This window comes from Halomonas smyrnensis AAD6 (assembly GCF_000265245.1).
Lineage (GTDB): Bacteria > Pseudomonadota > Gammaproteobacteria > Pseudomonadales > Halomonadaceae > Halomonas > Halomonas smyrnensis.
In genome coordinates this window covers 255,743-271,116 of record NZ_AJKS02000004.1, presented here as the reverse complement: position 1 = coordinate 271,116, position 15,374 = coordinate 255,743, and the positions used below count along the sequence as shown (strand labels likewise).

General features: G+C 63.2%; 23 protein-coding genes. 5 read left to right on the top strand and 18 right to left on the bottom strand.

The genetic code is table 11. From position 1 onward, the window contains the following. Window positions 1-16: 16 nt before the first annotated feature. The 6 genes from UYS_RS0206945 to UYS_RS19040 all read right to left on the bottom strand — a co-directional run bounded on the left by UYS_RS0206945 (window position 17) and on the right by UYS_RS19040 (window position 4,498). Window positions 17-619, bottom strand: a complete 603-nt coding sequence (locus tag UYS_RS0206945; RefSeq protein ID WP_016854783.1) for an HK97 family phage prohead protease — start codon at window positions 617-619, stop codon at window positions 17-19. Next, window positions 616-1,854: a phage portal protein gene (locus tag UYS_RS0206940; RefSeq protein ID WP_016854782.1), complete on the bottom strand. Its 1,239-nt coding sequence runs from the start codon at window positions 1,852-1,854 to the stop codon at window positions 616-618. The genes UYS_RS0206945 and UYS_RS0206940 overlap by 4 nt, the downstream gene beginning before the upstream one ends. Then, window positions 1,851-2,030, bottom strand: a complete 180-nt coding sequence (locus UYS_RS0206935) for a hypothetical protein (protein ID WP_016854781.1) — start codon at window positions 2,028-2,030, stop codon at window positions 1,851-1,853. The genes UYS_RS0206940 and UYS_RS0206935 overlap by 4 nt, the downstream gene beginning before the upstream one ends. Beyond that, window positions 2,030-3,748, bottom strand: a complete 1,719-nt coding sequence (locus UYS_RS0206930; protein ID WP_016854780.1) for a terminase large subunit — start codon at window positions 3,746-3,748, stop codon at window positions 2,030-2,032. The genes UYS_RS0206935 and UYS_RS0206930 overlap by 1 nt, the downstream gene beginning before the upstream one ends. Window positions 3,749-3,751: 3 nt before the next feature. After that, a complete protein-coding gene (locus UYS_RS0206925; RefSeq protein WP_016854779.1) occupies window positions 3,752-4,198 on the bottom strand; it encodes a phage terminase small subunit P27 family in 447 nt (148 codons plus the stop codon). Window positions 4,199-4,270: 72 nt separating this feature from the next. Beyond that, window positions 4,271-4,498, bottom strand: a complete 228-nt coding sequence (locus tag UYS_RS19040; protein WP_202802770.1) for an HNH endonuclease — start codon at window positions 4,496-4,498, stop codon at window positions 4,271-4,273. 201 nt (window positions 4,499-4,699) lie between these two features. On the opposite strand from UYS_RS19040, the gene UYS_RS18395 reads away from it, so the two are divergent. Next, a complete protein-coding gene (locus UYS_RS18395) occupies window positions 4,700-5,575 on the top strand; it encodes a hypothetical protein (RefSeq protein ID WP_156821555.1) in 876 nt (291 codons plus the stop codon). A 26-nt stretch (window positions 5,576-5,601) separates the two neighbouring features. Here UYS_RS18395 and UYS_RS0206915 read toward each other — a convergent pair whose 3' ends face one another. The 12 genes from UYS_RS0206915 to UYS_RS17045 all read right to left on the bottom strand — a co-directional run bounded on the left by UYS_RS0206915 (window position 5,602) and on the right by UYS_RS17045 (window position 11,270). Beyond that, a complete protein-coding gene (locus UYS_RS0206915; protein WP_016854777.1) occupies window positions 5,602-6,198 on the bottom strand; it encodes a 3TM-type holin in 597 nt (198 codons plus the stop codon). Continuing rightward, complete coding sequence (locus tag UYS_RS0206910; protein WP_040478037.1) at window positions 6,195-6,545, bottom strand: hypothetical protein; 351 nt, start codon at window positions 6,543-6,545, stop codon at window positions 6,195-6,197. The genes UYS_RS0206915 and UYS_RS0206910 overlap by 4 nt, the downstream gene beginning before the upstream one ends. Before the next feature lie 2 nt (window positions 6,546-6,547). Beyond that, on the bottom strand, window positions 6,548-7,108 hold the full coding sequence (locus tag UYS_RS0206905) for an N-acetylmuramoyl-L-alanine amidase (protein WP_016854775.1): 561 nt from the start codon (window positions 7,106-7,108) through the stop codon (window positions 6,548-6,550). A gap of 133 nt (window positions 7,109-7,241) precedes the next feature. After that, window positions 7,242-7,853, bottom strand: coding sequence for a hypothetical protein (locus UYS_RS0206900; protein ID WP_016854774.1), 612 nt, complete (start codon window positions 7,851-7,853; stop codon window positions 7,242-7,244). After that, window positions 7,853-8,401, bottom strand: coding sequence for a VRR-NUC domain-containing protein (locus UYS_RS17060; protein ID WP_016854773.1), 549 nt, complete (start codon window positions 8,399-8,401; stop codon window positions 7,853-7,855). Before UYS_RS17060 ends, UYS_RS0206900 begins: the two co-directional genes overlap by 1 nt. Further along, entirely contained in the window at window positions 8,398-8,775 is a 378-nt protein-coding gene (locus tag UYS_RS17055) for a hypothetical protein (protein ID WP_192813916.1), read from the bottom strand. Before UYS_RS17055 ends, UYS_RS17060 begins: the two co-directional genes overlap by 4 nt. Further along, entirely contained in the window at window positions 8,772-9,056 is a 285-nt protein-coding gene (locus UYS_RS0206885; protein ID WP_040478036.1) for a winged helix DNA-binding domain-containing protein, read from the bottom strand. The genes UYS_RS17055 and UYS_RS0206885 overlap by 4 nt, the downstream gene beginning before the upstream one ends. Window positions 9,057-9,058: 2 nt before the next feature. After that, complete coding sequence (locus tag UYS_RS0206880; protein WP_016854770.1) at window positions 9,059-9,763, bottom strand: hypothetical protein; 705 nt, start codon at window positions 9,761-9,763, stop codon at window positions 9,059-9,061. Beyond that, window positions 9,747-10,136, bottom strand: coding sequence for a DnaT-like ssDNA-binding domain-containing protein (locus tag UYS_RS0206875; protein ID WP_016854769.1), 390 nt, complete (start codon window positions 10,134-10,136; stop codon window positions 9,747-9,749). The genes UYS_RS0206880 and UYS_RS0206875 overlap by 17 nt, the downstream gene beginning before the upstream one ends. Next, entirely contained in the window at window positions 10,133-10,663 is a 531-nt protein-coding gene (locus UYS_RS17050) for a hypothetical protein (protein ID WP_016854768.1), read from the bottom strand. Before UYS_RS17050 ends, UYS_RS0206875 begins: the two co-directional genes overlap by 4 nt. Further along, entirely contained in the window at window positions 10,663-10,959 is a 297-nt protein-coding gene (locus UYS_RS0206865) for a hypothetical protein (protein WP_016854767.1), read from the bottom strand. Before UYS_RS0206865 ends, UYS_RS17050 begins: the two co-directional genes overlap by 1 nt. 35 nt (window positions 10,960-10,994) lie before the next feature. Further along, the gene (locus UYS_RS17045) at window positions 10,995-11,270 is read right to left on the bottom strand and encodes a hypothetical protein (protein ID WP_016854766.1); all 276 of its coding nucleotides are present in this window, start codon (window positions 11,268-11,270) and stop codon (window positions 10,995-10,997) included. Window positions 11,271-11,374: 104 nt separating this feature from the next. Between UYS_RS17045 and UYS_RS0206855 the strand changes: the two genes are divergently transcribed. From UYS_RS0206855 to UYS_RS0206840, 4 genes are all read left to right on the top strand, one after another. Next, the gene (locus UYS_RS0206855) at window positions 11,375-12,046 is read left to right on the top strand and encodes a LexA family protein (protein WP_016854765.1); all 672 of its coding nucleotides are present in this window, start codon (window positions 11,375-11,377) and stop codon (window positions 12,044-12,046) included. Window positions 12,047-12,099: 53 nt separating this feature from the next. Beyond that, on the top strand, window positions 12,100-12,855 hold the full coding sequence (locus UYS_RS0206850) for a HipA family kinase (RefSeq protein WP_016854764.1): 756 nt from the start codon (window positions 12,100-12,102) through the stop codon (window positions 12,853-12,855). Beyond that, window positions 12,852-13,685, top strand: coding sequence for a DUF3037 domain-containing protein (locus tag UYS_RS0206845; protein WP_016854763.1), 834 nt, complete (start codon window positions 12,852-12,854; stop codon window positions 13,683-13,685). Before UYS_RS0206850 ends, UYS_RS0206845 begins: the two co-directional genes overlap by 4 nt. Window positions 13,686-13,814: 129 nt before the next feature. After that, window positions 13,815-15,362, top strand: coding sequence for an SNIPE associated domain-containing protein (locus UYS_RS0206840; RefSeq protein ID WP_016854762.1), 1,548 nt, complete (start codon window positions 13,815-13,817; stop codon window positions 15,360-15,362). Window positions 15,363-15,374 lie beyond the last annotated feature (12 nt).

Here is a 15,374-nt window from a genome sequence, read left to right as displayed (position 1 = left end):
TGGCCCTCCGGGGCATTCAGGCATGGATCAGATCAAGGAAGCGCTCGCGGGCGCGGCGCTCATTGACGGCCTTGCGCACGAGGCCCTGGACCTCGTTGCAGCGGGCCTCGAGGGAGCGCGCGGCGGCGCCCGCATCCGGGTAGGCCGGGTAAGTCACCGGCGAGACATCGAGCAGACGACTGAAGCGCGTGATGGTGCGCACGATCAGGCCGTCATCCTCTTCCCGCCATTCGTCGCCGTCGGGCGCGACGCGAAAGGCGAAGCTGGATCCGGTGATGTCACCGCGGGAAAGCGGCGCCAGAACCAGGTCGCGCACGGACTGGGTGTCCGGCGGGGTGATCTCGTAGCGCAGACCCTCGGCATCGACGGAGAGCTCGAGGGTCTGCGAACGCGTGCGACCCAACACGAAGTTGGCGTCGTGGTTGAACAGGGCGCGGACGTCATCGCCGAGCACGTCGTCGAAGGCGCCCGGGGCGATCTCCTCCTTGAACATGCCCATGATCATCTCGCTACGCTTGTTGAAGACGGCGCCATGCCCGACGATCCGCGCGGGCTGGCCCTCCTCGCCTTCTTCGGCGCGCACTTCGGCGGCGAGCGCGCGCTTCTCGACTTCGCTCATGAGGTCGGCTCCTGGGAGTTGTCGGGTTGGCCAAGCTGGCTCGCCGGCTGGGCGTTGACGCTGACCAGCATTTCGCTGAGGCCATCGCGGGGGTTCATGTCCTCGAGGACACGGGCCTCGTTGCGGTCCATCCAGCCGTCGGTGATGGCGTAGTGGTAGAACTCCGCGCGCTCCTTGGCGGTACCGCGCAGCAGACCGGCGAGGTTGAACTTCGCGTAGTAGCCAGCGCGCCGCTCAGCGCGGGTGAAGATTCGACGGTTGATCTCCTGCTCCCAGTTCACGATCCACGGCATCATGGTGTGCCGGACGAACTGGATGGCCTGCTCGCTGATGTTCGAGAAGGTGGCCTTGTCCAGGTCGTTGATCATGTGCGCCGGCACGTTGAAGATGCCGGCGATCTCGGAGCGGTTGAGCTTACGGGTCTCGAGGAACTGGGCGTCTTCCGGCGGGATGGTGATCGACTTGTAGTCGAGCCCCACCGGCAGCATCAGCGTCTTGTTCTCCGACTGCTTGAGCTTGCCGACGGCGTTGTTCCAGGTGGTCTTGAGTCGCTCCCAGCTTTCCTTGTTGAGCGACTCCTTCACGGACACCAGGCCTGTCGGCCGGCCGCCTCCGGTGAAGAAGTCCTTGCCGTAGCGCTGGGCGGCCAGGCCGAGGCCGATGGTCTCGGCGTGCTGGCGGACCAGGCTCTTGCCGAGACGGCCGTCGGAGCCCAGGGCGCGAACGTGGATCATGTCCTCGAGCTGCACCGCCCGGCTCTCTTCGTCGTCCGGGGTGACGGCGTAGAGATAGCGGTTGCCGTTGCGGACCAGCTGCGTCTCCCAGGGCCGGCGGGTGACCAGCTCGCGGAGCTCGCCTCGGGGCGAACGCACAGCCTCGGTGTAGCCGTTGCCCCAGCCCAGCACATGGCCCTGCTTGGTCTCGCGCCACTTGTAGCTGGTCTGCCACTCGTTGGGCTCGTCGTGGAGCAACCAGTAGGCCGGGTGGTCCTTGGCGGCCTCGATGCTGTCGCCCTGCTTGCGCATCACGTGCAGCGGCAGCTGGGCGATGGACGACGACAGCACGTAGATACAGGCGTACACCGCCGAGAGGGTCAGCGCGCTCTGGTTGTTGACGCTGATGCCAGGGGCACCGTCGTCGATGTATTCGGCGAGGTTCTGGCCGGTCAACGGCTCATCGGGGTTCTCCAGGGATCGGCCCTCGGTTCCCGGCGAGAACAGGGAGTCGAGGATCATGCGGCATCCCCCTTGGCGGCGGCGCGCTTGACGGCCCGGGCGCCTGCCAGCGCCAGCACCAGGAGCAGCCCGCCCGAGGTGATCAGGGCGTCCGCCAGGCCGAAGCGCAGATAGAGGCCATAGGTCATCGCCCCGAAGCCGGCCAGGCCCAGGGTGTCGAACAGGAAGTGGCGCATCACATCACCAGGACGTCGTCGTCGGAAAGGGAGTCGAGCACGCTGTCGCCCTGCTGGGCCGCGGCCATGGCGCGACCGATGGCCATGATCAAGGCCACCGCGCCGTCGATCTTGTTGTGGTCGCCCTGCTTGATAGGGCGCACTACGTCGTCATTCCCCGGCAGGTGCTTGCCCACCACGTTGCCGATGCACCAGGTCATGATCGGATTGCCGTCGTGATGGAAGCGCCCGGAAACGATGGCCGCCTCCAGCTCCTTCATCGGGTCTGACATGTTGGTGTAGTTCTGCACCGTGGTGATCGGCGTCAGCCCCTCGTCGTCCAGCTGATGGGAGAGGTTGGCGGCGCCGTGCGGGTCGATGGGCGACTCGCTGGCCGGGGTCTCGAGGTTGGCCTCCTTGGCGCACTCGAGGATCTCGCGGTAATCCACCTCGCTGCCCTCGGTGGGATCGAGGATCTTGGCCTCGATCCAGCCCTGATAGAGCTCGCCGAGGCGTCGATCGTCGTTGTCGAAGGCGGTGTCCTCAGGCACCCAGAACCGCGGGCCGACGCAGTAGTAGTGGACCTTGCCGTCGATGACCCGGCTGAAAAGCCGGGCCATGGAGTTCATGTCTAGCTTTCGCGCCAGGTCGAAAGCCAGCACGCAGTCTTCGCCGCGGAACTGCTCGATGGAGAGCGACGGATCCTCGCTGGCCCGCCAGGCCTCCATGTTGAAGTACCCTTCCTTGGAGGTGACCCAGACGTTGAGGTGCTTGACCTTGAACTGGTTGGCGTAACGGGCGCGGGCCACTGCCCTGGCCTGCTGGCTGCGCAGATAGTCCAGCTTCACCGACACGCCGATGTTCGGGTTCGCCTTGAAGAGCGAGGCCTCGCTGGTCCAGTCGTCGCCCTTGTCGATCGTGTAGATGATCCCGAAAAGCTCCTCGTCCCGGGTCACCCCGTCGAGCATCTCGGTGACTCGCTCGCGCATCTCGTGGCAGGGCCCGGAGACGTCGTAACCGGCGGTGGTGATCACCCACATCAACGGCTGAGTCCGGGCACCCATGCCGGTGATCATGGTGTCGTAGAGCCGCGAGTCATGGTGCTCGTGGTACTCGTCGACGATGGCGAACGAGGGACTGGAACCGTCGCCCGGATCGCCAATCACCGGCTCGAACACGCTGCCGTCGGTACGCTCGAGCTTCTTGGCCCAGGCCACCAGGCCGAACTTCTTGCGCAGATTGGGCAGCTTCTTGGCCATCTTCATGGCCGGCCGAAACACCTCCCAGGCCTGCTTTTCGCTGGTCGCCCCGCAGTAGACCTCGGCGCCGTACTCGTTGTCGGCACAGAAAGCGTAGAGGCCAGCGCCGGCGGCGATGATCGACTTGCCGTTCTTGCGCGGCACCTCGATGTAAACCTCGCGGAATCGGCGGGCCTTGTCCTTCTTGCGGACCCAGCCGAACGCCACCGCGAACATGAACTGCTGCCAGGGCTCAAGCTCAATCCGCTTGGAGCCACGGGCCCATTCGCCCTTGGTGTGGGGCAGCAGCTGGATGAACTTGCAGACCCGGTCGGCGATGTCTCGGTCGAAGCGGTAGGGGTAGCTCTTGGCCTTGGCGGCCTTGAGGTCATCCAGGTGCCGCGCACAGGCGGCTTTCACATAACTGCAGGCGACGATCCGGCCGCCCACCACATCGCGCGCATACTTCTGCGCCGCATTCACGTTCGGGTAGGCGGCCATGGATCAGAACTCGTCGAATTCGTTGCCCTCGTTATTCTCGCCGTCGTTATTACCGCCGCCGAGCATGCGGATCCGGGTCAGCGGGTCCAGCCCCAGTAGCGAGCCGGTGCGGGTCAGCTGAGCGATGCAGTCGTTGCGCACCGCGACATAGGGGCTCTTCTTGATGCTCCCGTCGGCGGTGGGCACCGTCATGCCCTGGGCGGCAATCTCCTGCTCGGCCTGGAGCATGTAGGCGAAGCTGTTGCAGTAGGCGATCAGCAGCGGCGCGTCCTCGAGCTCGAAGGTCCCGCGCTCGATCAGGATCTTGGACTGGGTCTTCCAGATGCGAACGGCCGTCGCATCGATCAGGTCATCCGGCGGCGCGATGCGGGTCAGCGAGCTCTGATGCTGCTGGCTGGTCTTGCGCTTTCGGCCCCCACCAGAGGCCCGAACCGGTGCAGCGTTGCTCATCGGGCCCCTCCAGAAAAACTTTCGTTATTTCTCATGCATAAAAAATTGACTGCGAGTGCGGTCTCGCCGGTGTCAGGCCTCAGGGATTTGACCACCCCCTTCCCCTGAGCCACCCCGCTTGCGGCCCCGCTGGGCCTCCTGCTGGGTCTTCGCCTTGTGGCACAGGCGGCACAGCGCCTCGAGGTTGTCGGGGCTGTCAGAGCCTCCCTCGGCCTTGTTGACGATGTGGTCGACGACATCGGCCGGCGTGACACGGCCCCGACGCCGACAGGCCTGGCAGAGCCAGCGGTCACGCGCCATGACCAGTTGACGCAGTTTTCGCCAGCGCGAGCCGTAGCCACGCTTGGCAGCCGACTTGCTGCCCTGATGGCGAGTCCAACCTTCCTGCAGGTGTGCATGCTCCTTGCAGTAACCATGGCGTTCACGTGTAAGCTGCCGACACAACCTCGATCGACAGGGATGCGGGGATCGTAGTGGCATAATCTTTAAAGGAGCTCCGATATGGACGAGGATCTTAAAAGGAAACTTGAAGAAATCTCAAAGATAAACAATCGCATTCATGAACGCATTCCCCGGTGGTCAGAAGACTTCACAAGAAGAATGAACGAGATCCATGAAACATTGCGCCCATTTGGAGAAACTGCACGTCTTGCAACCGAGAACTTAAACCCCATTGCAGATGCAGTCGCGCCATTATTTGAAAGACTTCAAGAAATAATATCCGTCATCCCCGATGACATAGAAGAACTGCAAGGCAACCACAAAACCAGATTTGAACTTCTCTCCCATAACGGATGGTTTGCAGACTTCGAAGCGCCCCTTGGACAGCTATTCCAACAAACCAAAAGATACCAAGAGCTCTGTGAAACCGAGGGTAAAAAAAACGCAGACCTTTATTTAACCCAGCATTTCGAAGATGTAATGAGAGAATTCTCAAACAGCAACCCTAACGAAATACCAAGCTCACGAATGAGCATAATATCTGAGGCAATTGATGCACATGAACAAGGGAAATATTCACTTTCCGCCCCAATTTTCTTGATGCAAGCGGACGGCTACTCAAAAGATAAGCACGGCTATCCCATATGGGGGCAAAGAGAATCTCTGTTTTCAGTTGCTAAAAATAGAAACGATAACGGAATGTATCTTAGCGCACTGCTGCAACCTATGTTAAGCACAAAAAACCCCATAGTTGTAAGCACACGCCACAATCAGGATATTGACATACCAGAACACATCATAAATCGACACTTGGTGCTTCATGGAGAATCAACCACATATGGCACACGTGAGAACTCAGCAAGGGCTTTCTCATTCATGTGGTACTGCATGTTCTTTATGAATTCATTTTTCCATGACCAAGAAAGCTACGAATAACAATACAGCTCATACTAGAGGCCATATTACCAATGCGAACGAATTGAGCTTAGCGAATTCAAAAAACTCGCCGGGCGTTGTCCCGCCTGGCGAGCCTTATCCTTCGAACGCTCCCGAACATTGATGCCCAAGGCAGCGCCCATCGTGCCAACGATCCATACCAGCATTCCGCTGAATTCAGGATCGGTGACCACCGTCGGATCTTGCGCGATTGTGTAAGCTAGAACGCCGGCAATAGAGCCAAGAGAGCCGCAAAATATCCATCCAAGTCCCGGACGCCATCCAGACTTGAACCAGCCATCAGCTTGAAGCTCGGCCCGCATTGTCTTCTGGGTCTCTACTAGGCGCGCGGTCTTCTCAGCAGCGTCAGCGGCCTCGGCATCGATCCGCATCTTCTCCAGCTCGCGGCGATGCTCGTTGTTGAGCCGGATCAGCTCCGCCCGCTTCTCCTCGTCCTGAGTCGCTGCTACCAGACCGGCCGGGCTGTCCTCGACTCCCAGAGCGCTTGTGACCATACGCGCGGCGCCAGCCGTGACACCGCCCGCTGAAGGACCGCCGATGGCAGTGGCCACAGCGGGCGCGTACTTGGCGATCTCGGTAACTGCGTCTTTCCAGTCCATCATTGCGCCCCTGTAGTTAGCAGGTCGGCCAGCACCTTGCCGACAGTGGATGCCGCGGCGCCGAGCAGCAGCATGGCGACGGAAGCCAAGGCGGCCCACCGCCCCATCAAGGTTCGGTGCTGCTGCTTGCCGGTCTTGCTGGCGACGGCCACCTGCAGCTCAAGCTCGCGGATGCGGTCGCTGTGATCATCTACCCGGGCCTCGAGCTTGCCCATCTCGGTGGCGTGGGTGTTCTGCCGTTCCTCCATTCGCGTCAGGCGATCGAGGATCTGCGCATTCAGCTGGCGAAGGTCACCGATGGATGTCTCGATCCGGTCGAGCTGCGATCCGCTCTGAGTCACTTCCGACATGCTCACGCGACCCCCTTGCCAGATCGCGGCACGCACACGGCGTCGACCAGCACTTGGGCCACCTGCTCGACTACCTCGTCGAGGTTGTCGCGATAGCTGGCCAGATCGTCAGGGTTCGTGATGAAGAACAGCTCCAGGATGATGCCGCCGGCGCGCACGAAAGCCAGGCGGCTGTGCTGACCGCTGCCCTCGCCCTTGGCGCCGCGGTTATCGATGCCCAGGACGCCCGATACGGCACAGCACAGGTCACTGCCCAACGCCGCATCCTCGCCCGAGCTGAGCGTCTCGACGCCAGTCGCACCGGGCAAGCGGAAGGCATTGCAGTGGAACTCCACCGCCACGTCGTGCCGTTTGGCCATCTCGCACGCCTGGCGCAGCGGCAGGTTCTTCCCGGGCTTGCCGTCACGCGCCAGCACCACCGTGTCGGCCAGGCGGTCATAGAGGCGATCGCGGAAGTCGAGCACGACATCGGCCTCAGTCAGGCCATTACCGGCAGCGCCAGGATCAGACATAGAATGGCCGGCGCTGATGAACAGCGTCTGGGTCTGGAGCGCCATCATCATGCACCTCGGGGGATAGGGAGCCGCCCACGGGAGTGGATGCTCGAGGGGACGGCGAGCATCGGGCGGCACAAACGGAAGCGCCCCGGCGGGAAAGCCCGCCAGGGCGCAGTATTCGACAATGACGATAGAGTAGCTAACCAGTTACCAAAGCGCAAGATGTTGTGCTTTTCCTGTTAATTCTGTGGATAACTATATCCACCATTCGGCCACGTGCCTGAGTGGCCGCCTTGCGCATCGATCCCGCCGACAGGAACCGGCAACCACCACCCGGCGCGAAGCCGAGACGCTGTAGCGTCCATACCTGGCGAGACGGATGCACCAGCTGCTGGCTGGTCAGCTCCCGGCGCTCGTCACGGGGCGCCGCAGCCCTGGCCACCATCCGGGTACACATCAGCACCGCCGCCGCCTGATGCTCGGTCAGACCGCCCACCAGGGCATGAGCCGCCAGCGCCAGCTCACTCTCATAGCAGTAGCGAGTCGCCGCCTCGGCCATATGGTCAATCGCGCCCGTGGTCTCGCCTCGCCCTTCGCCTATCCCCGCCACCGGCGACACGGGGGCGAAACCTTCATTGGCGTGCCGGCGGCCCAACCGCCATTCCGCTTCGATCTCCATCAACTCGGCCACCAACGCCCGAGCCGCCTCATGGCTCCGCGCCTCCTCGGGACCCAGCACTCTCATCACCTCCTCGAGCTGGCGGACCGACATGCGCGACAGGTCCCCGCCGACCAGTTGGCTCGTTCGCATCACTTCCTCCAGTTCGTCCCTGCCTCGATTCGTCGCACCGGGCCAGCCACCTGCGTCGGCGGCAGCGCCATGTACTCCCGCAACACCTGTCGGGCTTCCTCGAGCCCCTGCGCCAGCACGGCGCCATATCCCCGCTCATCCGCCAGCGCCAGCCAGTCGATCTGCGAGGGAGCTACCGCGGCATGGTTGGGCGGCGTCGCCTTGAACTCGAGGTAAAGCCCATGCAGACCGCCGCGCGCCTCCATCACCACCAAATCGGACACGCCAGCCTTCACGCCCTGGCGCTTCAGATCAGCGCCGGTCTTCTTGCTGCGCTGGCCACCGTTGGGCACGTGGTAGATGACCGGATATGCCTGCCCCACTTCGGTGCCGCGCTGCCACTCCCCGTAGAGCCACAGGATCAGTCCCTTCTGCTCGTTGCCTTCGTGGTCGACACGTGGAGCCGCGGGCCTGCCTGCCCCGTTGCCGCCCAGCGCCGGCGCGTTGAGCGACCGTTCCCGCCAGGTGCGCTTGCGGCGTACCGGGCGCGCCTTGCTGCCAGTAGTCATAGGCGCCGCTCCTGCTGCTGTGGCTGTGCCGCGGCTTTATCCCCCACAGGGGATATTTTGCGACTATCCCCTAGAGGGGATACGGACCGGAGCTGCTGCCGCTCCCAGCGCTGGTAGTCGGCGACGATACGGTCGAACATCGCCCGCGCCTCGTCGCTGTGATCGATCTCGGCCCGGCTGCCGACGCCACAGGCACGCCGGATGGCATCGGCGGCGTCCTGCTCTGCGTGGGTACCGTCCGGCAGATCGGCAAGGCTCAGCCGGTTACGGCGCCGCTGGGTGTGGTCGAGATAGAGGCGGAAGCGCGCGTTCTGGCACAGCATCGCCGCGCGTCGAGCCTGTTGGCCGCCCTTCATGTCTGCGGCTTGATTCACTGACTGCCCTCCTCTTTTAGCGCCAGCACCTGCCGCGCCGGTTTGCCCGCGGTACCCACCACCTCGATCTCGCCCCGATCGAGCAGCTCATGGCAGCGCGGACACACGGTCTGGATCTGCAGCCCGGTATGCTCGACCAGGTCGCCCCGGGTGCTGGGGCCATGCTGTCGCAGAGCCTCGAGCACCATCCGGTGCTGCTGGTTGGCACGCCCAGAACGACGAACCTCGGCGAAGGCCTCGCGGCTTACCTCATTGCCTGACGGCTGCATCACTGCGCCCATGGTCATGCCCTCCCCAGTGCGGCTTTCAGGGACCGGAGCCCCTGATCGGCGTTCATGCTGTGCGGCAGGCCGGCCTCGGCCACTCGCTGCTGTGCTGCCTCGTGCCCGGTGCGCTCGGCCAACTCGGCGCGGCTGCGCTGGCCGTCGTACCCCAGCGCGGCCCGTGGGCGAAGGCTCTCGCCGCGGGCCACCCGCTCTACCACGCAGTCGCGATTGCTGCTGGCGTAGTAGTGGGCGAACTGCCGGCGGTGCTCGGCCAGCTGGTGATAGCTCGCGCTGCGCAGGTTGTGCAGGTCCACGTGCTCGGCGGCGGCGGCCACAGCGTCGTGGAGGTACGGCTGGCCGGCAAATGCGTGGTCCTGCACATTGCGCCAGGCCTCCTCGAGACGCGGCAGGCCCAGCGGCTCCGGGCGCAGGCGGCAGCTCTTGGCGAAGAGCATCGCGCTGTCCGGCGGCCATGCAGTGCGCCCCTCGGCCACGGCAGTGGCGGCGGCATCGTTCAGGGCGGCCAGCCCGCAGGTTACGTGGACCTCGCTCAGGTGCTGCAGGGCCCGCAGCCACTCGCCGGTGGCGTCGAACGACACCCAGGCGCCCTGAAGCTCTTGGCCCCATCCCGCCTCGATGCAGCGGCGGCGCCAGTGGCCCCCGTACAGTTGGCCCAGGGCGTCGAACAGCCAGTCGATGGTGGCCTCAGTGACCGAGCTCATACTCCCCGTCGAGGATCTCGCCCCCTGGCGATCCCGCTGCTTGTTCGCGGCGCTGCTGCTCAGCGAGGCGACGAGCGTCCGCGGCGCTGAGGCCGGGGCGTTGCTGGGTCTGAGCATGTCCTGTGCGTTTACCATGGCGGCGTCCTCCGTTGGCGTTTCCGGCGTTGGGCTGGGGCTTGTGGCGATTCTCGGCGATCCACTTGGCCAGGCGTTCGTGCCAGCCCTGGGCGGTACGGCGCTCGTTGGGCTTCTCGGCGAAGTGGGCGGTGAAGTCCGCCAGGGTGGCGGCATCCGGCTGGGTGTCGGTCGGCAGGCGGCGGCGCAGGCAGGCGGCTGCCAGCTGGGCGGCGTCGGGCTGCCAGTCGTAGGTCATCGGCTGCTGGCGGGGTGCCTCGCCAGCGCTGGACGGCTGGCCATCGTCATCGCGGCCGATGGCCTGACCGAACATCGGTGCTCACCGCCCGCGCCAGAGGGAGAGGGGGTAGGATCATTGGTACCCTGATTCGTCGGAGATTTTTCCGACCCTGGCTCGGAGATTTTTCCGACCTGGCTCGGAGATTTTTCCGGGGTCGGATTTTTTTCCGACCCTTGCACCCGGTTCCAGGCGATGGCCTTTTCGGTCAGGCGGATATACGTCTTGTTGTCGCAGCTGGTCATCACGATCAGCCCGGCCTTCGCCAGCTGCTTCATCAGGCGATAGGCGGTATCCGGCTTGTCGGTCAGCAGCGGCAGCTCGTCGACCACCTTGGTCTTGCTAATGTTGAAGAACGTCTGGCCGTCGATCTGGCGCGCCTGCGCCCAGGTCGGCACCTGATGCAGGAACGCGAACAGCATCGCCTGTTGAGCGTTGAGGCCCCATTCCAGGGCCCGGGTCTGATTGATAGCGACGAGGAACTGCATCAGTCGCCCCTTCTCTCGATCTGCGCCAGCTCAGCCTGATAGGCCTCGACCAGCTGCGCGTGGTGGATCCAGTGTTCGACGACCCGCTCGCGGGCGTCGTCGTCTTTCTGTTCGGCTTCCACCAGCGCCAGCAGCGTCCCCATGGCATGATGGAACTGTGCCCGGGCGCGGGCTTCACTGGCCGGCCCCAGGTCATGCAGTGCGCCCTCGACGGCAAGACCAAGGCTGGCCACCTCGAGGATCAGGTCGGTGCGTGAGCTATTCTCGTAGCTCGGCAGCATCAATGCGGCGGTCATCTCGTCCCCTTGTCCTGTATGGCTATCCACCCCGGTCAGGCGGTCGTCAGCATCTCCCGGCCGGGGGTAAGCTTTGGGGCATGGGAAGAGATCAGCTCCGGCCAAAGCACATGCCAATCATTCGGCCGGAGTGACTTGCGAGTTGCCGCACCGTCAGAAGCCACTTCGACACGCACAGCGATCTCCGGGGATGCCGGCTTATGGCCATAGGCGATCTGCTTGAGGTAGGCACGCGTGGTACCAGTGGCGGAAACCTGCTTATCGCTGGCGCTTCTGATCCAGCGAAGCAGGCATTCATGGCGGATTTTCATGGGCAGCTCCTGTGATTGATGCCCAAAGAATTACCCATGGGTAACCTTTCAGTCAATACCCGAGGGTAATTTACCTATGAGTAACAGTGCCCGAATATACCCACATGAATATCGCCGACCGTCGCCGTGACAATCTGAAGGCCCTCCTCAATGACCGGTTTGAGGGGAAGAGAGCCGCTCTGGCGCACGCCATCGAGCGCGAGCCGAGCTATATCTCACGCTGTTTGAGCGACAAGGCTCACAGGAAGAAGATCGGCGAGGACTTCGCGCGACATATCGAGAAGGCGCTGGGATTGGCGCAGGGCTGGCTGGACAGGGAGCCCGACACGGCAACAGCCTCCAATGTCCAAGAAGCGCCGCAGCCGATTCGCTACCACCGCTACCCAGTGATCAGCCGCGTGCAGGCTGGAGCCTGGACGGAGTGCGTCACGCCCTATGAGCCAGGCGCAGAGCCTCACGAGGAATCCACCGACTACCGCGCACAGGGCCGCGCATTCTGGCTCGAGGTGCAAGGTGACTCGATGACAGCCCCAGCAGGCAGCCGGCCCAGCGTGCCCGAGGGCACCCTGGTGCTGTTCGACACCGGCATCGAGGCCGTACCGGGCAAGCTGGTTGCCGCCCTGCTGGCCGACAGCAACGAGGCCACCTTCAAGCAGCTGATCGAAGACGGCGGCCAGCGCTTCCTCAAGGCCCTGAACCCCGCCTATCCGCTGATTCCCATCAACGGCAACTGCCGGATCCTGGGCGTGGCCGTGGAAGCCAAGACTCGGCTATAGCGTTTGCCAACGACTACCCAGCACTGTGATTCACGAAGACCAAGGATCGGCCTATGCCTCACCCCCGCTATGTGGAAGCCGCCGAGATCTCCCATCGATCGGCCCAGGGCACCCTTCGGCCTTTCTTCGTGCGCGATACGCAGGGCGACATGTACGTGGTCAAAGGTGTCGATGGTGCGGGTGCGAAGGCTCTTACTGCCGAGCTGCTGTGTGCTGAGCTGGGACGCCGCTGCGGCCTACCCATTGCCGACTACGCCTTGATGACCTTCCCTCGCGGTATGCTGGAGTTCTCGACGATCGACGGCGCGAGCGAGCTCGAGGGTGGCCCCGCCTTCGCTTCGAAGGTGGTGCCCTACTGTCGGGAGCTGACGTACGAACAGCTGGCCGAGGTCCCCACGGAGCTTCAGCAGCGTGTGCTACTGTTCGATATGTGGGTCTGTAACGATGATCGGAACCTCAGCGACCAAGGCGGCAACGTCAACCTGCTGCTCGATGCCGATGGCGAGCTGGTCGTGATCGACCACAATCTCGCTTTCGATCCCATTGACCCGCTGATCGGTGAAGCCAGTTTCAACCGCCATGTCTTCCAGGCCCAACGCCACGCGCTGCACGACCTAGAGGTCTGGGCGCGCCACACGGAAGCACTTGACAGCGCGCTAGCAGATTGGGATACGATCACCGACTTTTTGCCCGAGGAATGGGTCTACAGGGACCCCGACGATCCAGACACCGAGTTTCTGCCCACGCTCGCGGATCGTTATGCCTGGCTACAGCGGCTGCATGAGCCGACCTTCTGGAGAGACCTATGAGCACCATCATCTGCAACTATGCGGTGCTGCGCTTCCAGCCCTACCCGGAGACAGGTGAGTTCGCCAACCTGGGTATCGTCATGCTCTGCAACAACGGCGAGTTCCTGCAGCTCTCCGAAACGCGCCAGCGCCAGCGGGTCACCCACTTCTTCGACAAACTGCCGTCCACGGTTTTCACCAGGGCGCGCCGGGAGTTCCTCCAGGAGCTGAGGCGTGTCGTCAAGCTGGGGCACGACCACAAGGACGACCCAGCTATGCAGCGGCGCATCTTCCAGCACCTGGTCGAGCCGCGCGAGACCATGTTCCGGTTCAGCCGGCCCGGCACCATCGCCACGGACGATCCACATAAGGCGTTGGAAGACCTGTTCATGCGCTACGTGCATCACGACTTCAGCCAGAAGCCGAACGACGAGGCACAGCTGACCACCCGGGTTACACAGTGGTTGCGCAGCTTCAAGAATCGCCGTTATGCCGAGCGCACGCTGGGAAGCGAGCTGCTGAAGGTGAAGTTCCCCCTTGTTTGGGAGGAGGCCGGCGCCGCCCGGCAGGCCGTCAAGCCCATCAGCTTCGACCTCGAGGATTCCACCAGCATCATCGAGAAGGGCGACAAGTGGGAAAAGCGCATGCGTCGCCTGCGTGATGACCAGCAGGCTCCAGCAGATACTGTCTTTATCTGCCATGCGCCTCAGGTGAAATCTGGCCCCCGTTTACGGGCTTATCAGGAGATCTATCACGAACTGACCGGCACCGGCTTGGTTCGAATAGTGCCCGACACCCTTGGCCAGGCCGGTGTATTGAAGGCCATCGACGAATCGCCGGCATTGCACTGACGCCGCCGCGCAAGACAACAGACCCGCCCTCAAGGCGGGTTTTTTGTAAGACATCTCTTACAGAACCTCGACAGCCGGCTATGCCAAACTCTCCTTTGTTTCACACGCAGGGAACCAAGGGAGAAAAACATGTCCGAGGGAGCCATCGTCCTCCTCATCACTCTGGCGCTGATACTGTCGGGTTGGTTGACCGCCTTCGCCTTCCGGCGCAAGGCCAAGCGCCTCGCACAGGAGGCTGAGCAGGTCCGTCAGTCCGTCGCGCATCTTTGGCAATACGAGGAGGTACACGACGCCAGCGAACGCGCCAAGGAGTTGGTCAGCCGGGCAGAAAGCGAAGCCAGCCAGACACGACAGCGTGCCGAAGAAATCAAACGACTTGCCCAGCAGTCAGCTGAACAACTGCTCGCTGAAGGCGAGCAGGACAAGCGCGAGCACATCAAGGAGGGCAAGGCTAAGCGCCAAGAGGCCAGCGAACAGGCTTCCGCCATTCTCGCCAAAGCCGACGCGGATGCGACACGGATCATCTCCGATGCGCGTCAGCAGGCCGAGGAAACCGCTGGCAACGCTCTGAAAGCCGTCGAGGACGCCAAGCTCTACGAGAAGACGGCGAAGGCCATGCGCAACGTCATCGAGGGCTACCACGACGACTACATCGTGCCCAACACCAGCCTGCTGGATGACCTGGCCGAGGACTTCTCACACAAAGCAGCCGGCGAGAAGCTCAAGCAGGCCCGCAAGCACAGTCGCGACATGGCCAAGAACGGTCGTGCCGGCGACTGCGACTACAAGGAGGCCACGCGGCGCTCCTTCGCCATTCACTTCGCCGTCGACGCCTTCAACGGCAAGGTCGACTCCATCCTCTCCAAGGTCAAGCACGACAACTACGGCAAGCTACGCCAGGCGATCCTCGACGCCCAGAGCCTGGTCAATCACAACGGCCAGCCGTTCAAGAACGCTCGCATCACGGATCTCTACCTGCAGGCTCGCCTCGAGGAACTGAAGTGGGCGGTGGCCGCGATGGAGCTGCGCAAGCAGGAGCAGGAAGAGCAGCGCGCCATCCGCGAGCAGATCCGCGAGGAAGAAAAGGCGCAGCGCGACATGGAGAAGGCCATCAAGCAGGCCGAGAAAGAAGAGCGCATGCTGGCGAAGGCCATGAAGGAAGCCCGCAAGCAGGTAGAAAGCGCCAGCGAAGAAGAGCGAGCGCAGTACCAGGCGCGCCTGGCCGAGCTCGAGCAGCAGCTGGAAGAAGCCGAGTCGCGTGGTCAGCGCGCACTCTCCATGGCCCAGCAGACCAAGAGTGGCCACGTCTACATCATCTCGAACATCGGCTCCTTCGGCGAGAACGTGTTCAAGATCGGCATGACCCGCCGCCTCGAGCCGCTCGACCGCGTCAAGGAACTGGGTGACGCCAGCGTGCCCTTCTCTTTCGACGTGCATGCCATGATCTATGCGGAGGACGCGCCAGCCCTGGAGAAGGAACTGCACCGCCAGTTTTCCGAGCACCAGGTCAACCGCATCAACCCCCGCAAGGAATTCTTCAACGTGCCCCTGGCCGAGGTACGCGAGGCCATCGAAGAAGAGGGGCACGAAGTTCACTGGACCATGGCGGCCGAAGCCTGGGAATACCGCGAATCCCAGGCCATGGCCCAGCGGCAGGCCGTGGAAGCCGTTTCCTGACACAGCTCACCC